General features: G+C 36.8%; 14 protein-coding genes. 13 read left to right on the top strand and 1 reads right to left on the bottom strand.

Translation table 11 applies throughout. From position 1 onward, the window contains the following. Positions 1–21: 21 nt before the first annotated feature. The 11 genes from EDF66_RS22185 to EDF66_RS22140 all read left to right on the top strand — a co-directional run bounded on the left by EDF66_RS22185 (position 22) and on the right by EDF66_RS22140 (position 13,172). Positions 22–309, top strand: a complete 288-nt coding sequence (locus EDF66_RS22185) for a helix-turn-helix domain-containing protein (protein WP_132845150.1) — start codon at positions 22–24, stop codon at positions 307–309. Between the two features lie 608 nt (positions 310–917). Further along, a complete protein-coding gene (locus EDF66_RS22180) occupies positions 918–1,559 on the top strand; it encodes a DUF6266 family protein (protein ID WP_132845148.1) in 642 nt (213 codons plus the stop codon). 9 nt (positions 1,560–1,568) lie between these two features. Beyond that, positions 1,569–2,030 (top strand): DUF5675 family protein, encoded by a 462-nt coding sequence (locus EDF66_RS22175; protein ID WP_132845147.1) that lies wholly within the window; start codon positions 1,569–1,571, stop codon positions 2,028–2,030. A gap of 157 nt (positions 2,031–2,187) precedes the next feature. Then, complete coding sequence (locus EDF66_RS22170) at positions 2,188–2,412, top strand: hypothetical protein (protein WP_132845145.1); 225 nt, start codon at positions 2,188–2,190, stop codon at positions 2,410–2,412. Next, positions 2,399–2,566 (top strand): hypothetical protein, encoded by a 168-nt coding sequence (locus EDF66_RS26145; protein ID WP_165902495.1) that lies wholly within the window; start codon positions 2,399–2,401, stop codon positions 2,564–2,566. The genes EDF66_RS22170 and EDF66_RS26145 overlap by 14 nt, the downstream gene beginning before the upstream one ends. A 350-nt stretch (positions 2,567–2,916) precedes the next feature. After that, positions 2,917–3,501, top strand: coding sequence for an RNA polymerase sigma-70 factor (locus EDF66_RS22165; RefSeq protein WP_132845143.1), 585 nt, complete (start codon positions 2,917–2,919; stop codon positions 3,499–3,501). Between the two features lie 86 nt (positions 3,502–3,587). Beyond that, positions 3,588–4,556: a FecR family protein gene (locus tag EDF66_RS22160; RefSeq protein ID WP_132845141.1), complete on the top strand. Its 969-nt coding sequence runs from the start codon at positions 3,588–3,590 to the stop codon at positions 4,554–4,556. A 236-nt stretch (positions 4,557–4,792) separates the two neighbouring features. Then, positions 4,793–8,164, top strand: coding sequence for a SusC/RagA family TonB-linked outer membrane protein (locus EDF66_RS22155; RefSeq protein WP_165902494.1), 3,372 nt, complete (start codon positions 4,793–4,795; stop codon positions 8,162–8,164). A gap of 20 nt (positions 8,165–8,184) precedes the next feature. Then, positions 8,185–9,960, top strand: a complete 1,776-nt coding sequence (locus EDF66_RS22150) for a RagB/SusD family nutrient uptake outer membrane protein (RefSeq protein ID WP_132845138.1) — start codon at positions 8,185–8,187, stop codon at positions 9,958–9,960. A 10-nt stretch (positions 9,961–9,970) separates the two neighbouring features. Then, entirely contained in the window at positions 9,971–10,672 is a 702-nt protein-coding gene (locus tag EDF66_RS22145; RefSeq protein ID WP_165902493.1) for a DUF3823 domain-containing protein, read from the top strand. Positions 10,673–10,790: 118 nt separating this feature from the next. Next, positions 10,791–13,172 (top strand): family 20 glycosylhydrolase, encoded by a 2,382-nt coding sequence (locus tag EDF66_RS22140; protein WP_132845135.1) that lies wholly within the window; start codon positions 10,791–10,793, stop codon positions 13,170–13,172. Positions 13,173–13,350: 178 nt separating this feature from the next. Here EDF66_RS22140 and EDF66_RS22135 read toward each other — a convergent pair whose 3' ends face one another. Continuing rightward, the gene (locus EDF66_RS22135; RefSeq protein WP_132845133.1) at positions 13,351–13,632 is read right to left on the bottom strand and encodes a hypothetical protein; all 282 of its coding nucleotides are present in this window, start codon (positions 13,630–13,632) and stop codon (positions 13,351–13,353) included. 348 nt (positions 13,633–13,980) lie between these two features. On the opposite strand from EDF66_RS22135, the gene EDF66_RS22130 reads away from it, so the two are divergent. Then, the gene (locus tag EDF66_RS22130; protein ID WP_132845131.1) at positions 13,981–14,823 is read left to right on the top strand and encodes a sugar phosphate isomerase/epimerase family protein; all 843 of its coding nucleotides are present in this window, start codon (positions 13,981–13,983) and stop codon (positions 14,821–14,823) included. A gap of 17 nt (positions 14,824–14,840) precedes the next feature. Further along, the gene (locus EDF66_RS22125; RefSeq protein ID WP_132845129.1) at positions 14,841–17,231 is read left to right on the top strand and encodes a glycosyl hydrolase family 95 catalytic domain-containing protein; all 2,391 of its coding nucleotides are present in this window, start codon (positions 14,841–14,843) and stop codon (positions 17,229–17,231) included. Positions 17,232–17,485: the final 254 nt, after the last annotated feature.

Raw genomic sequence — 17,485 nt, 5'->3', positions numbered from 1 at the left:
TATCGGCAAATGAATTTTTTTATGTCGCAATTGAATGAAATTGTAATTATGTTGAAGGAAATCAACGAAAAAATGTTTAAGATCTTCCGGAGAATATTTCCGGACGAAAGCGAAAAACAGATCGTGGAAGTTGATCTATTAATGACACGGATGATGGTTGTATCGCGGTTAGGGATTTCTGAAAGAACCTATAACCGCTGGGTGAAAGTAGGGATTTTAACTCCTATTGTGCTGGGCAATAAGCACTACTATCGGGAAGAGGATCTGCGGGAAGCAATCAAGCGTAGTATAAATAGGGGGCTGATCTAGCTGTTGGAAATAAGAGGTCGATTCGGAACGGGATTGGCCTTTTTTATTTAACACTACGTTACTTTTTTCTGCCCTTTGTTTGCTTATTCTTTACTGTTTTATTGCTGTTTGCTTGCCTTTTTATTGGTGTTTTATTCCCTATTGTTGCGTGATTTTTTGGTTATTCTTTGCTTTTTGTTTGCCTTTTCTTTGGGCCTGATAGGCTATTGGCTTGCTCTTGGTTTGCTATTTCCCTGCTTATTTACTGCTATTTCTCTGCTCTTTAATAGCCACTTTTTATGCTCTTGCTTGTTAGGTAGCACTTATAGTTGCTTGCAATAGGCCAATTTTGACCGAAAAAAATTCTGTATTTAAGCTAGCCAGCTGTTTTGAAATACACCACCTGGTCACTGTTTAGTCACTAGCTTTACTACCTAAAATCTGCACTATAGTTATTCAATTCTTCCATTTGTATGTCGCCAAAATCGGCATTTCCAGTCAAATGATGCCAAATGGCGCCATTGCTCGTCTTTCGCTACATGCTGTCTTTACTTTAGCTGTATGATATCGATATCCGTGGTTGTCTGCAGCGCCACAAATATGGTTTAACAGTTTAAAAAATTAATATTATGGCAAGATTTATTAAAGGAATACACGGATCGTACCAGGGTAAAGTGGGCAGTGTCGTAGGCGCGTCCTGGCGGGGTATTGACTATGTTCGCTCGCTTCCAAAACGTAGTTCAAAAGCAGCTAGTGAGGGTCAAATGGCACAACGGATTAAATTTGGGATGACGACCAGTTTTCTCAAATCTATTAAGGATGTGCTGATGCTTGGCTATTCCGACAGTAAACAGAAAGGGAAAACTGGGTATAATGTGGCTTTCCAGCACTTTATTAAAAATGCAATCTTAGGTACTTATCCTAATTATACGATTGACTATGCAGCTGTACAGATAGCAAGTGGCAGTTTAGCAACATTGATGGGATTGGATGTTCTAGAGTCATTTCCCAAAGTGTTGAATGTGAATTGGGATCCAATAGGTAATAGATTTAATGCATTTGATGATGATCAAGTCTTTGTGGTCTTATATGACCCAGCGGATAATCTGTTTTTTGCTTATGAAGGAATGACGAGGATTGATGCAACTATGGAAATTACTTTGCCGGATAGTTATACGGGCAAAACTATAGTTGGCTGGATATTCAATATTCATCGTGATGGTTTGATCACGTCCAGTAGCCAGTACCTGGGTGAATTTATTTTGAGTTAAAGTGTAACAATGGAATCTGGATTAAAAGTCATCCGAATCAGACAGGGGAATAATAGTACCCTGTCTGAAATTTATCTCAACAATCAGTTTGTATGCTATGGTCTGGAAGATATCCCGCGCGAAAAGAAGATACCGGGGAGTACCTGTATTCCCGCTGGAAGATATAAGCTTGGTTTCAACCGTGATGGAGGGATGAACGGTAATTATTACGACCGTTTTCCGAAACTGCACAAAGGTATGATCGAAATTAAGGCTATTCCAGGTTTCAGCTATGTCTATATCCACATCGGTAATACGCACAAGGAAACGGTGGGTTGCCTGCTCGTCGGAACAAAGTATGTGTTCGAAAATGGGGATTATCGATTGGTGCAGTCGGTTACGGCATACAAGAAACTGTATCCTTTGTTGGCGGAGCTTATGAACAAGGGGGAGGTTTTTATTGAGGTAACTAATAAAGGAGTAACGACGTAACGAGTGATGTAGTGATATAGAGAAGGAGTTAAGATTAACGTAGTGACAGGGTAATTAGTGGAGAAGTAACGCAGTAATGCAGACTTGTTCACTTCTCCGTTACTATCCTTCTAACCTCATAACTTTCTCACCATCTAACCTTTTAACAATAAACAAAATGAAAAAAATTATCAAAAAAATAGGACAGGCACTCCAGGTAGTGCTTATGGCGCCGATTAAATTGCCGGGAAAAGCTTTAAATATTATCAAGTACATTGCTCTTGGACTTGGTGTAGTGGAGACGGTACTGGATGATAAAGATAAAAAAGAAGAGGATGAGTCACCGCCACCAGAGAAGATCGTGTCTCATAAAGAAAAGGAGGTGCCTTATGAAATTGAATGATATCCGCTTTGGTGCTTTGGGTGGGACACTTTGTTCCTTATGGCTAAGCCTTACCTTCAATGATTTGTTACAAACAGCTTTGATGGCCGTGGTAGGAACGGTTGTTAGTTTTATGACGAGTAAATTATTGGGAATGATCCGAAAAAAGGAGTAGTATTTTTGCAATAAGCCTTCCAATATAGAGGGGGCTTATTTTTTTTAATCGATGTTAAAAAAAAACTTATTTAAGAATATTTTGTCGACTATATCTTCTTCTACTTAAGAAATTGAAGAGTTTGCTCTATTTCTATTTTTTTATATATTTACACTTATGAGTTTTTTGAATACATTGTGAATTTCTCATAAATAATGAATATATAGTCGTATTTTTCCAAACTAAAAAGTACGACATAATAATCATTACATTGCTACCTTTTAAAAGTTCTATAAATATAGAACGATGTATCTACTTATTTGCTAAAGATTGGGTCGTACGAAACTTATTTTGTGATAAATACTTTAATAATGGAATTTGAGAGTTTAAACGATGATCAATTGATTGCTCGTCTTCAAATGAGTGATGCGAGGGCAATAACTGAAATCTATAGACGCTATTGGAAAAAACTACTTGCCATTGCATATAACCACATTCGAGATAAAGATGATGCCGAGGAAGTAGTACAGACTGTATTTATCAAATTATGGGACAAAAGAAATGATATTGCAATTGGACAATTACCCAATTACTTAGCTACAGCTGTTAAGTATTCAGTTTTCAGCATGATTCAGAAGAAAAATAGAAAAGATGAAGTAGGCCAGTTTTTTGTAATGAACCATCAGTCTCAAGATTATGAAGAAGAGAAGATCTACACGATTTTTTTGAGACAATATATTAAGGGAGTTGTTGAAGAATTGCCAGATCGTTGTCGACTTGTATTTACTTATAGCAGAGAGCAAGGAAAAACCATTCCGGAAATAGCGACCACTATGAACATCGCCGAAAAGACAGTAGAAGCGCATTTAACCAAAGCTTTAAGAAGAATAAAACATTCCTTGAAAGCTATCGGAATAAGTGTGGCTATAGCTATATCCTTTTATATATTTTGGTAGTTATTTATTATTTAATATTTTTTTAATATTGAGTAAGGGTTAATCATGTTGACGAGTGACTATATAGTATAACCGCTATTATAGCCATGGAGTCTAATAAATTACATACTTTAATTGAAAAATTTTTATCTGATACTGCTTCTGCTGAAGAAATACAGGAGCTTAATCAATGGTATCGTGATAAAAATGATCATGACGTCCTCTGGAAGCATGATACACCGAATGAAGAAGAAATTGTCAGTCAAAGACTTCTCACTAAACTGGAACTTCATGTCGGGAAAGAACAAGCTATTATTCGTAAACATCGTATTCGTCATATATCTCGATTGGTTGCGGCTGCTTGTATAATAATAGGTTCATTTGTCATTTATTTTGTCAATGATGCTAACGAAATCACAGATACGGTATTAGCTCCTGCTGATAATATTGAAAATCGCTATGTACTGCTCCCAGATAGTAGCAAAGTTATCTTACGTCCAGGTGCTGAAATAAAATATAGATATACCGAAGGGAAAAGAGAAGTGTTTTTAACCGGTGAAGCTTTTTTCGAGGTCTCCCATAATAAGCTGAAACCGTTCTTAGTCCATGCCGGCGATATTACAACACGAGTATTGGGAACTTCTTTTAATATTGAAGCATATGCAGAAAAAAATGTTGTTGTATCAGTAACAACAGGTAAAGTTGCAGTAAATGATAATAAAGAAAAGACACTTGCAGTTTTATTGCCTAATCAACAGCTACAATATAAACAAGATCACATCAACGTACTTCTGAAGGACGTGGAGATAAGTAAACTGACTTCTTGGGTAAATACAGATATGCAATTTTCTGATATCACTTTTGGAAAACTTGTTACAAGTTTGAACAGAAGGTATTCGACGAAGATTGAATTTGAAAATGAAGACTTGAAAAATTGTTTGATAACGGGACGATTTGATGGAACTGAATCCTTAGAAAATGTACTGGACATACTCACTAAAATGACCGGAGGAAATTATAAATGGAAAGATAAAAAAGTGCTTCTGTCTGGGAATGGTTGTGCCAAAAAGATCTAAAAACAATTAATAAATTATGAATATGCAGAAGTTCTACCTCTAAAGATATAACAGAATAGCCACTACCTAGGGAAGTGGCTATTACTCTCAAAAGCTGGTAACGATTGAGAGTTAAGGATAAAAAATTTCAACTCATTTTTTAACATCACAATATAATGAAAAAAAATAGAATTTTTTTCAAGGATAACCTGTTGTCTAGTAGGCAGGTATTTTTAAAAACTAATTTACTGTTTCTCATGAAATCAGGTTTATGTTTGTCTATGACTCTTTTGAGTGTCAATATTTTTGCTTCGGGCACCACATCCGGACAAACGCTCAATGAGACAAAGATCAATTTTGAAATAAAAGCTAACACATCATTAAAGAATGTATTAAGCGATCTGCAAAAACAAACTAAGTTTAATTTTTTTTACTCCTCTTCGAGCGTAAATAAGCAGACAATCGTTGGACCTAAACAAAATTTTTCGGGAACTGCGGATGAATTGCTGGCTGAAATTTTAGAAAATACTGGTCTTGCATTTTCGGAACAAGGAAATCGTGTTGTTATCTATGAAAATGTAGCTTCGACTAAAAACAAACCAAAGTTTCAGACGCGTAAAATAAGTGGTACCGTAAGAGATGAAAATGGATCGCCAATTGCTGGTGTGACGGTTACATCAAAACTTAACCCGACTTATTCAACGACGACAAATGATAAGGGTATTTTTGAAATCAGTACAACAGGCAATAATGATTTCTTACAATTTAGTTTTGTAGGTTATAAATCGCAAGAAATTCCAGTTGGAAGCAAAGAAACCATTAATACTTCAATGGATCTTGCTATAGGTAGTTTGGACGAAGTTGTTGTTGTTGGTTATGGTACACAAAAAAAAGCTACTGTAACAGGTGCTGTAGCGCAAATAAAAGGTGAGGATATAGCTAAATCTCCTGTTGCTAACGTGACAAATGCACTTGTAGGTAGATTACCCGGTTTAAGAGCTGTACAGCGTAGTGGCCAACCTGGGGCCGATGGAAGTGGAATCGATATTCGCGGATTTGGTAATGCACTTGTCATAGTTGATGGAATACCTAGTTCAATGAGTAATTTAGACCCAAATGAAATAGAAACATTTTCAGTCATTAAAGATGCATCAGCGTCGGTCTATGGTGTGCGTGCGGCTAATGGAGTAGTTTTAATTACGACTAAAAAAGGAAAGATCGGTAAACCAAGCATTAACTATTCAACTTATTACGGTTTTCAACGCATCAATAAATTTCCTGAACTGGGTGATGCTGCCCTATATGCAGAATTGTCCAATGAGGCTGTAACAAATACATGGCATATCAATGGAAGAAATTCGACATTAAGTTTACCTTTTTCAAAAGAACAGATTGAGCAATATCGTAATGGAACTCTAAAATCATATGATTGGTTCAATGAAGCTATTCAAAAGAATTCGCCACAATCTTATCACAACTTAAATGTGAGTGGTGGAACAGAAGATGTTAAATATTTTATGAACTTGGGATTAGTTGACCAGGATGGATTTTGGAAAAGTGGTGCTACGAATTATAAGCGATACAATGTAAGAGGAAATGTGGAAGCAAAAATCGTAAATGGATTGACTGCAGAGTTAAATTTAATGGCACGTATGGGTAAAACAAATAACCCAAGTACATCAACTCCATTGCTGATGGCGGGCTTATATAGGACTTATCCAACATATTCTTTTTACGCAAATGATAACCCTGAATATCCCGGTATTCCGAATAATGCTTCTCAGAACACTTTGATGCTGATGGACCGTAATAAAACAGGATACAATGATCAGACAGAAAAGGAATTTAATGGGATATTTTCATTACGATATGATATTCCGAAAGTAGAAGGGCTGTATGCGAAAGCTTATTATGCGTATAATAATAAAATAACCGACGTTAAAAATTACAATCGTAAATATAATTTGTATAGCTATAATGCTGACAATAAAACTTATAATGTTGGTTTCACAGGAAATACTCCCAGTAATCTAAATGTGAGCAACCTGAATGAGGTGAATACCGTTTTTCAACTTTCATTGAATTATAACCGTCGCTTTGCAGATGCGCATAATGTAAGTGGTCTCTTTTTGTTTGAAGCACAAGAAGGAACAACAAATTCGTTGTCAGCATATAGACAGTTTTTAATTGATGGTGTGGACGAGTTATTTGCTGGAATTGCCGCAAACCAGAGAAATGACGGTTCCTCTTCAGAAAGTGCACGCTTGGGATATGTAGGTAAATTCAACTACGATTATAAAGGAAAGTATTTGGCTGAATTTGCTTTTAGATACGATGGTACTTATAAAGTGATGGATGGCTCCAGATTTGGTTTTTTTCCAAATGCATCCATTGGTTGGAAAATTAATGAAGAGAATTTTTTGAAAGATGTTTCTTTCATTGATTTATTGAAAGTTAGAGCGTCACATGGTAAGGTTGGGGATGATGAAGATATAGCTGCTTTTCAATATATGACAGGCTTTACTTATCCTAACGGTAATTATATTTTTGGATCCTCCGCTATTCCTGGATTGGTAGATCGAGGATTACCGAATTATTTGTTGACATGGTACACTTCTAAAACAACTAATATTGGTTTAGATGTATCCCTATGGAAAGGATTATTAGGTGCCGAAATAGATGTGTTTTACAGGAAAAGAGATGGTTTATTGGCTAATCGCTTATTGAGTCTTCCTAATTCATTTGGTGCAGTTTTACCACAGGAAAATCTGAATGGTGATAGTCATAAGGGATTCGAAATCATGCTGACACATAAAAATAGGATAGGTGATTTTAATTATTCAATTTCCCCTAATATGAGTTGGACAAGATCAAAGAATGAATATCTAGAAAGAGCTCCATCGACTAACTTAGTTGATAATTGGAGATCTAATAATTCTAATCGTTGGAAAAATATTTATTGGGGTTATGTGGCAGATGGTCAATTTCAGAATCAGGAAGAAATCAATGTTGCCGCCATTCAAGATGACCAGGCAAATAAGACTCTTTTACCCGGAGATATTCGTTATAAGGATTTAAATGGAGACGGTATTATTACAGGTGCGGATCAGCAGGTGATCGGTAGAGGTACTACACCAGAGTTGTTTTATGGACTTAATATGTCTGCAGGATATAAAAACTTTGATCTATCACTTCTTTTACAGGGAGCTAGTAATTTTAATGCTTATTTCACTGAAGAATTACAAAACCCTTTGTTTAATAATGCATCTGCCTACTCTATGTTTGCAGATCGCTGGCATAGAGCAGATCAATTTAATCCTGATAGTGAATGGATTCCAGGAAAATATCCTTCTACGGTTAGCTCTGGAACTAATAACAATAAGCGTGTGTCATCTTTCTGGCTGAAAGATGCTTCATACTTGCGTTTGAAAAACTTTGAACTCGGGTATTCATTTGATAAAGAGATGATTAATAAATTAAAGATCAGAAACCTGCGTGTTTATGTGTCTGGACAGAATGTATTAACTTTTGATAAAATCAAATATATTGATCCAGAAGCTGAATCAGGAAGAGGAAATTATTACCCGCAACCGCGTATATGGACTGCAGGATTAAATATCGGATTTTAACATAAAATAGGATAGAAAAAATGAAATTCAAATTAAATTATATAGCCTTAAGTATCTTGTTGGCAGCAGGAACATCATGTTCAAAAGATTTTCTAGATAGAAGACCTCGTGATTTAATCATAGAGGACGATGCTTACGGATCTCAAAGTGGTATTGAAGCTTTAACTGTTAAGCTTTACAACGACATGTTATTAGAGGACTTCAGTTATGAAGTTGCTGAGCAGGCAGGTTATCTTTCTACTGTGACGGATGAGGCTGTCCGTTCATATACATGGGGAGCAGGAGTTATCAATGGTACAGTGTTAGGAAACTGGTTTGGATCTTGGGATTATGCTAAAATTAGAAGAGTCAATAGCTTCATTGAAAAAATACCAACATCAAAAGTGAGCGATGATCTGAAAGCAAGATTTTTGGCTGAAGCACGATACATCAGAGCATTCCATTATTTTCAATTGGTAAAGCGTTATGGTGGTGTGCCTCTAGTGACTAAAACTCAAGAGTATGCTTTCGGCGATGATGTTGCAGGATTATTTGTTCCTCGAAGCAAAGAAGATGATATTTATGCTTTTATTGAAAAAGAATTGACGGATATCAAAGATATTCTACCAACCACAAATATAGCTGTAGATCAAAATAGAATCAACCGGTTCACTGCTCTAGCATTAAAAAGTAGAGCTATGCTATATGCAGCATCTATTGCTAAATATGGACAGGTTCAGATTGATGGATTAGTGGGTATTCCTAAAGGTAAAGCTGAGGCATATTGGCGCTCTTCTCTCGCCGCTTCTCAAGAAATTATTAACGAAAAGCAATATTCTTTATATAAAGGTGACACTGATAAATCGCTTAATTTTCAGAATTTATTTTTGAAAGAAAATAATAGTGAGGTGATCTTTAATAAAGTCTATCGTACACCTGAGGTAGGACATAGCTATGATTTTTTTAATGCTCCGCAAAGTTTCAAAGTAGACTATGGTTGTGCTACCAGTCCGACTTTGGATTTAGTAGAGGAATATGAGTATACCGATGGAAGTTCCGGGGAGTTAAAAACTACGGATAAAACGGGTAATCCTATTGTTTATGCCAATCCATACGATATTTTTAAAAATAAGGATCCACGTTTACTAGCAACGATTATGTTACCTTTTTCAGCTTGGCAAGGTGGTGAGCTTGAAATTAGAAGAGGTGTTTTGAGAGATGGCCAAAAAGTAACTGCCGAAAACTTAACGACAGGTTATCCGGAAACAGGTTCAAATTTTAAAATTGTTGGTAAAGATGGACCTTTAACTACAGCTGATCCAACAAAAACAGGTTTTTATGTTAAGAAATCTATGGATCCAACCAAACGAGTAAACGATGGTGAATCTGTTGCGCCTTATATTGTATTTAGATATGGTGAGATCTTATTGAATTACGCTGAGGCAGCATTTGAACTTGGCTTGAATACTGATGCTCTTAAATATGTAAATGAGATTAGAGAACGCGCCGGGATTGCACTTAAATCCTCCATCAATTTAGAGCAAATTCGTCATGAAAGAAAGGTAGAATTGGCATTTGAGAATCATCGTTTATGGGATTTAAGAAGATGGCGAACTGCCACTTCAGTATTGAATAATACGCAATTTCATGCCTTATATCCTTGGTTGGTCTGGGAAGAGGGAAAAGACCCAAGTCAAATGAAGTATATCTTTGAAAAAGTCAATGCTCCAAAGAATACGCGAACTTTTCCTGAGAAATTGTACTACGAACCATTACCTCAAGGTGCAGAACCTTATATTCAGAATCCTTTATATTAGATTAATAGAAATGAAAAAAAATATAAAAATAGCACAGATACTTTTAATTCCTTTTTTATTGATAGGTATCGTATCGTGTGAAAAAGATAATTACGAAGCTCCAAGCTCTTCACTTGTGGGAAGGTTAGTAGATAAACAGACCGGCAATACGGTTCCTCAACAGACCATAAATGGTGGAATATTAAGATTATTTCAAACAGATCTTTCAGATAATGCAATTGCTATTACATCATACTTTAGGTCGGATGGGACATTTGAAAATAAAATGCTGTTTGATGGAAATTATAAAGTCGTAGCTGATGGTCCATTTTTTTATGACGATACGGTTTCGGTAAAGATTAATAAAGTAACCAATCAGGATATACAAGTAAGGCCATTCCTGTATGTCACTGCTGAGCTTGAATCTACAACTGCGACTTCGGCTAAGGTAAAAGTAACAACTGCTTTTGGACCAGGCAATACGAAACAGAAAATAGCTCGTGTGGGAGTTGTAGCAGGTACGACAAATTCTGTGGACATTAACTTTTTTTCGAAGAGAGAATTGACAAATACAGAGCAAATTACAGATAAAGAAATTTTGGAAACCGTATATACCTATGAATTGAAAGATTTAAAACCAAAAACTACATATTACATTAGAGGTGCAGCGCGTACAATTAATACTGGTAGTTATTATAACTATGCACCTATATTGACCATTACAACAGATTAAACCTGGTTAAATTGTTATTTAAAGAGGTGAATTTTGGTTTTTACAAATTGAAATTCACCCTCTTTTAAATAAATTTTTGCACTTTAGCAACATCAAATCTAAAGAACATAAGATCATTATGAAATTGAAAAAAATCTATGCAATATTGGCATTCCAGCTTATTGCTGGAGGTCTTTTTGCACAGGAACAGCTCGATAGCCTTGCTGTTACAAAATTAAGTCCCCTCTTTTCTCAACCGACTCTGAAGAATAACAAGCTGGTTGTCCCGCAGATAAAAGGATATGAAGTCTCTCTGATCGGGTCGGATAATAAAGTGGTGATTGACCTAAATGGTCATATATCGCAACCTCTGATCGATAAAAAAGTTAATGTACTCTATAAGATCGTACGTAAATCGGATCAGGCTTTTGGTGAAATTCCGATGAAAGATATTGTCATCAAAGGTGTATATGGTGATAAAGGAGTGGGGGAACAACCTTTCGTAATTCCTTCCTTGCGCGAGTGGTATGGTGTGAATGGCGTATTCCAATTGCGTCCTGAGTCAGCGATCGTGCTGGAACAACAGAATGAAGAGTCGTCAAAGGCTGCACAGCTTTTAAAGGAGGATCTCAAAAAGTTGATCGGACTGGATCTGCCTGTGCGAACTGGAGAACCAAAAGCGGGTGATATTTTTATTGGATCTAGAGGTGACAAGGCTCTGGGAAATGAAGGGTATTCGCTAAAAATTGATGATGTCTTCAGTATTCAGGCTCCAAATTATAATGGTAAGGTTTTCGGAACGAGAACATTACTTCAATTGCTTGCTCAAAATAAAAAACAACTGAGCATACCGAAAGGTTTCTCTCGTGATTATCCTACATACGAAGTGCGTGGATTTATGCTGGATGTGGGGCGTAAGTTTTTTACGATCGATTTTTTAAATGATTATGTGGAGATGATGTCTTATTACAAGATGTCAAATTTCCATATCCACCTTACGGATAACGCCTTCGATAAATATTTTAACTACGATTGGGATAAAACCTATGCAGGTTTTCGGTTAGAAAATGAACGCTATCCAAATCTTGCCTCTAAAGATGGACACTATACCAAAGCTGAATTTATTGCCTTACAAAAGAAGGCGCTTCGTTATGGGGTGACTATTATTCCGGAAATCGATGTACCTGCCCATTCATTGGCAATTAGCCATGCTATTCCTGAAGTAGGGAGCCGTAAGTTTGGAATGGATCATCTTGATCTGGATAATCCAAAAAGTTATGAGGTGGTCAAAAATATTTTTGATGAATATACAAAAGGTCCTAATCCGGTGTTTATCGGAGAAGAGGTACATATCGGCACAGATGAGTATGCAAAAAGTGAATCTGAGAAATTTAGAAAATTCACCGATTACGTGATTAAAGTGGTGCAGGATAATGGTAAGAAAGTACGTGCCTGGGGTGCTTTGACACATGCTCAAGGAACAACGCCTGTTCGGGTTAAGGATGTACGATTAAACATGTGGTACAATGGTTATGCCGATCCTATCGCGATGAAAAAATTGGGTTACCAACAGATCAGTACACCTGATGGTTGGTTGTATATCGTACCGGCTGCGGGTTATTATTACGACTACCTCAATACCGACAACCTGTATAATAATTGGGAGCCGAGAATGATTGGTGATATCACCTTTGAAAAAGGTGATCCGATCGTTGATGGTGGTATGTTTGCCGTTTGGAATGATATCGCAGGAAATGGGATATCGGAAAAAGATGTGCATAACCGTGTGTTCCCGGCCATACAGGTACTTGCTGAGAAAATGTGGGGAGCAACAGATCAACATACAAGTTTATTTACTTTCAATCAAAAGAAAAAATCAGTCATTGAAGCTCCAGGTCTAAATATGAGAGGTCATTATGCGGCTCTTGATCCTGTAATTGTTCACCTGAATTTTGATTCGCAAACGCGCAATCAAATGGATAACGAATGGAAAGAAGCTAGCACCACGGGTACTCAATTTGAAAAAGGTATAAAAGATAATGGTCTTAAGTTTACGGGTGAAACAAGTAAATTGATTTTACCTATTGCTGAAATTGGTGAGCAGTATACGGTGTCTTTCTGGATCAAACCTGAGACAAATTTAGTTGGTGATCTGTTTGTATCGAAAAATGCAAAAGTTTTCAGTGATGGTAAAGGTCTTGGATATGCTCGTGACGGTTATCAATACTATTTTGATTATACTTTACCTATAAATGAGTGGAGTCAGGTAAGCATCACAGGTGATTATATCGGTACACAATTGTATGTGAACGGTAAATTGATCAAGGATATGAAACCTTTTGATGTGGTGATGCCTTATAAGGATAAGAATAATGGTAAAGAAATCAAGTATAAGAAAGTGCAGACCTTAGTTTTTCCGCTGTCCGAGATCAGCTTAAAAAATGCTATTTTAGATGAGCTAAAGGTTTATAATAAAAAATTGACCAGTCAAGAAATTGTGAGTGAATTTAGAACATACTAGCACTTTTTGACAATCATTTCGAACTGCTCTTTATATCTTTCATGCCTGCCATTTTGAAATGGTTGGCATGTTTGTTTTGAGTATAATCGTAAAAAAAGATATCATCCAATCATTGGATGATATCTTTTAAAAACTTTATTTTAGGATATAAGACGAAAGGTAATAGTCCTGTCGGAAATTAATTTGAAACAGCGATGATGCTTTCAAATACTTTGTCCATAAAGAGTACAGTATCCATATTTTTTTCATACTTCCTATGTTCAAATAGAAGTTCAAAATTGCCGTTATATTTCATTGCAACAAGTTCAAATTTGCGTAGTTCCAGCCAGGTTGGAATCTCCTCGATACTGGGTACTGCACAGGTGATGGTTTTAAAATTTCCTTGTTGCGTAATGCTATAATGAACATGGACCGGAGTAGAGGTCTTCTTCGGATAGCTGACCATAATGTTTTGTTTCATACTGAATATAAAAATGAAAAAATAGTTGATGCTGCTCACTACGAAGAGCAGGAATCGCTAAGTGCAGACGATCTGCCTAAAGCCAGAAAGATAGAAGAAGAGATGTCGTTATCAATGAACGAGGACGTAGCGTAATCTCAGTTTTTAATCACATTTATGTAAGATGCTGAAATTAAGTTAAATAAACAAATATTAGGCAATTGTTGTTTACACTATCATACCTTTTTGGAGCGTAAAATTATTGTGATTTATCGGTTATTTAGCGTTAAATTAATATCTTTAGAAATAGAGTCAACAGCATGTCTGACCAATTTCAAATAAACCGATCAAAATAATACCAAGATTATTATGAATACAAGAAGAGCATTTCTCCAAAAGGGATTTTTGGGAATATCTGGATTAGCCTTAGCCAGTACATTTCAATTGGAGGCACAAGCAACTACTTTAGTAAAAAAAGAAAAAGAAGATGGCTTCCATTTGGGGGTTGCAGGTTATAGCTTTGTCAATTTTAAGTTAGACGAGTCTTTAAGCATGATGAAACGGATGGATATTAATTACCTATGCATCAAAGATTTTCATCTTCCTTTTAAGAGTACAGCAGCCGAAATTAGTAATTTTCATGAAAAGCTAAAACAATCTGGTGTTACGGGTTATGCTGTAGGTCCGATTTACACCAATTCGATAAAAGCAATCGACGATGCTTTCGATTATGCTAAACGTGTAGGAGTTAATTTAATCATCGGTATTCCGAATAAAGAAGATTTGACCTATCTATCCAATAAGACAAAGGAAACAGGTATCCGTTTTGCGATTCATAATCATGGTCCTGAAGATAAATTGTACCCGAATGCTACGGTGATTTATAATCTGATCAAAGATTTAGATGCTAACCTGGGGATGTGTTTTGATATGGGACATGATACGCGGGATGGACAGGATGCGATCAAAGATTTACAACAATATCACAAAAGAATATTTGATATACACCTCAAAAATGTCACTTCAGCAACTGCGGAAGGGACTACCTGTGAGCTTGGTCGTGGAGTCATTCATATTCCTTTATTTATAAAAGCATTGCGTAAGGTGAACTATAGCGGTAAGTGTAGCTTGGAACATGAAAAAGATATGGAGAATCCTTTGGCAGGTCTGGCCGAGTCAACGGGATATTTTAGAGGTATTTGTGCTGTTTGATCTTTAGAATAAATTATATGTTTTCAACTAAGTTAATCCCATATTTTACATCAGTGAAAGTATGGCTATCCTTCTTGCTTTTCTTTATGATTGTTGTGGATGTAAGGGCGCAACATCAGGATCATGTTTTATGGTATAAAGAACCTGCTAAAAACTGGAATGAAGCATTGCCTGTCGGAAATGGCCGTTTGGGTGCTATGGTATTTGGAGATTATAATAAAGAGACGATACAGCTTAATGAGGAAAGTTTATGGGCAGGTACCAAACAAGATGCAAATGCGGATGCTGCTAAAAAATTGCCAGAAATACAAGCATTATTGATCGCTGGTGAAATTGAAAAAGCTGCTGCGCTATCCGAAAAATACCTAAAAAGCGACCCGTTAAGAATACGCTCTTACCAGTCTTTTGGAGAATTACAGATTGATTTTGCGAACGAACGGTATAAACCTGAACAGATTACTGATTATCGACGTGAATTGGATATTCAAAGTGGTATTACAACTGTCCACTATCAATTGAATGGGGTACAGTATAAAAGAGAAGTTTTTGCATCGGCTCCTGACAATGTGATCGTCATCCGCTTGACGGCAGATAAACCGGGTAAACTTACTTTCCGTTTATCGTACGGTAGGGAGCAGGATGCTACTGCGATGCCACAGAGTGAAAAGGAACTGCGCATACAGGGACAGATTGCAGATCTGCCACATAAAGATGCGAGTGAACCAGGATTGCATATGAAGTTTGCAGGTTTGATGCGAGGCGTAAACAAAGGAGGTAGCCTAGTGGCGACAGCCAATTCATTTTTTGTGAAAGATGCCGATGAGGTATTGATCTATTTTACCGCTGCGACCGACTATAATTTCTCGATATTAAATTATGACCGTACGATCGATCCATTTTTACGTTGTCAGGAAATCATCGATAAGGTTAAAAATTTACCCTTTGACGAGGCTGAGAAACGTCATGTAATGGATCATCGTAAATTATTTGACCGGGTGGTTTTTAATATGGGTGCTCCTTCTATGTTGCCTACCAATGAGCGTCTAAAAATGGTGAAAGGCGGTCAACTGGATCTGTCTCTGATTAGTCTATATTTTCAATATGGACGCTATCTATTAATGGGATCATCCCGTGCGCCAGGTGTACTTCCTGCTAATTTGCAAGGTATCTGGAATCAGGATATGAATGCGCCATGGAGTTCTGATTTTCATACCAATATCAATATCCAGATGAATTATTGGCCAGCAGAGGTGTGTAACCTTTCTGAAACCGTAATACCCTTTTCAAACTTTATTTCGGCTTTACGTGAACCTGGCCGTGTCACCGCTCGGAAAACATATAATGCTTCGGGATGGACAATGAACCACCTCACGGATTTATTCGGACGTACCGCGATAACGGATGGTGTTGGATGGGGTACTTTTCCTATCGCAGCTTCATGGCTAGTGCTACATCAATGGGATCATTATTTGTTTTCAAAGGATAAAGAATATTTGAGAAAAGAGGCTTATCCGACGATGCAGGAAGCAGCGCAGTTTATGTTGGATTATCTTGTAGAAGATAAAAATGGAAATTTGGTTACAGCTCCTTCGAATTCTCCCGAAAATCAATACCGCATGGCTGATGGAAAGCAGTTTATGTTAACCTATGGTGCCACCATGGATGTACAGATTATCAATGAATTATTTCAAGCATGTGTGGAAGCAGAAACAATTTTAGGCCAAAAATCTGATTTTTCTGATCGCTTGAAAGCTGCAATGAAAAAACTACCTCCGATTAAAATTAGTCCACGCTATAACACGATTCAGGAATGGATAGAGGATTATGAAGAGGTTGAACCGGGGCACCGACATATTTCGCATCTTTTTGGTTTATATCCTGGGAAATCAATTAATGCAAATGACCCTAAAATTTTTGAAGCTGCACGCAGAACGATAGCCCGTCGTCGTTTTTATAATGAGAATGAAGGAAACCGTATGGGAAGCTATACGGGATGGAGTCGAGCTTGGATGATCAATTTTTACGCACGTTTGCTGGATGGAGATGAGGCTGGGAAAAATGTGCAGGAGCTCCTAGCGAAGACGACATTGGATAATCTTTTTAATACACACCCGCCATTTCAGATTGATGGTAACTTTGGAGGTACTGCGGGTATAGCCGAAATGCTGATTCAGAGCCATAATCAGGAGATTCATCTTTTACCAGCATTGCCACCGACTTGGGCAACGGGTGAAATGAAAGGATTGCGGGCACGTAACGGACTGGTTGTGGATATGAAGTGGGAAAATGGAGTACTGACTTCAGCTACTTTATATGCCATAGAGACTAAAAAGGTAACAGTACGCTACAATAATAAAATAAAAACAATGAAAGTGACTGCGAATAAACCGCTGATTGTTCAATTGTAATTTTGATTTATCATAAACACAAAGGGCTCCAATGCATTGGAGCCCTTTGTGTTTTTAATGGTATTTAAAAAAAAAAACAACTGCATTTTAACCTATAAATACGTATCCAAAACTTAGTTCAAAAAATTTTAGATCCATTAGTAGTAAGCTAATGCATGATTGTTTTGAAGACTGTTGTCTTTTGCAAAGAAAACATAGGTAATAGTCAAATTTGCAGTAGTTGCTTAGCAACTATAGTTGAATCTTTACATCGT

This window comes from Sphingobacterium sp. JUb20, from assembly GCF_004342035.1.
Taxonomy (GTDB): Bacteria; Bacteroidota; Bacteroidia; order Sphingobacteriales; family Sphingobacteriaceae; genus Sphingobacterium; species Sphingobacterium anhuiense.
The sequence above is the reverse complement of the archived record's forward strand: the minus strand, read 5'-3'. Positions and strand labels throughout refer to the sequence as shown.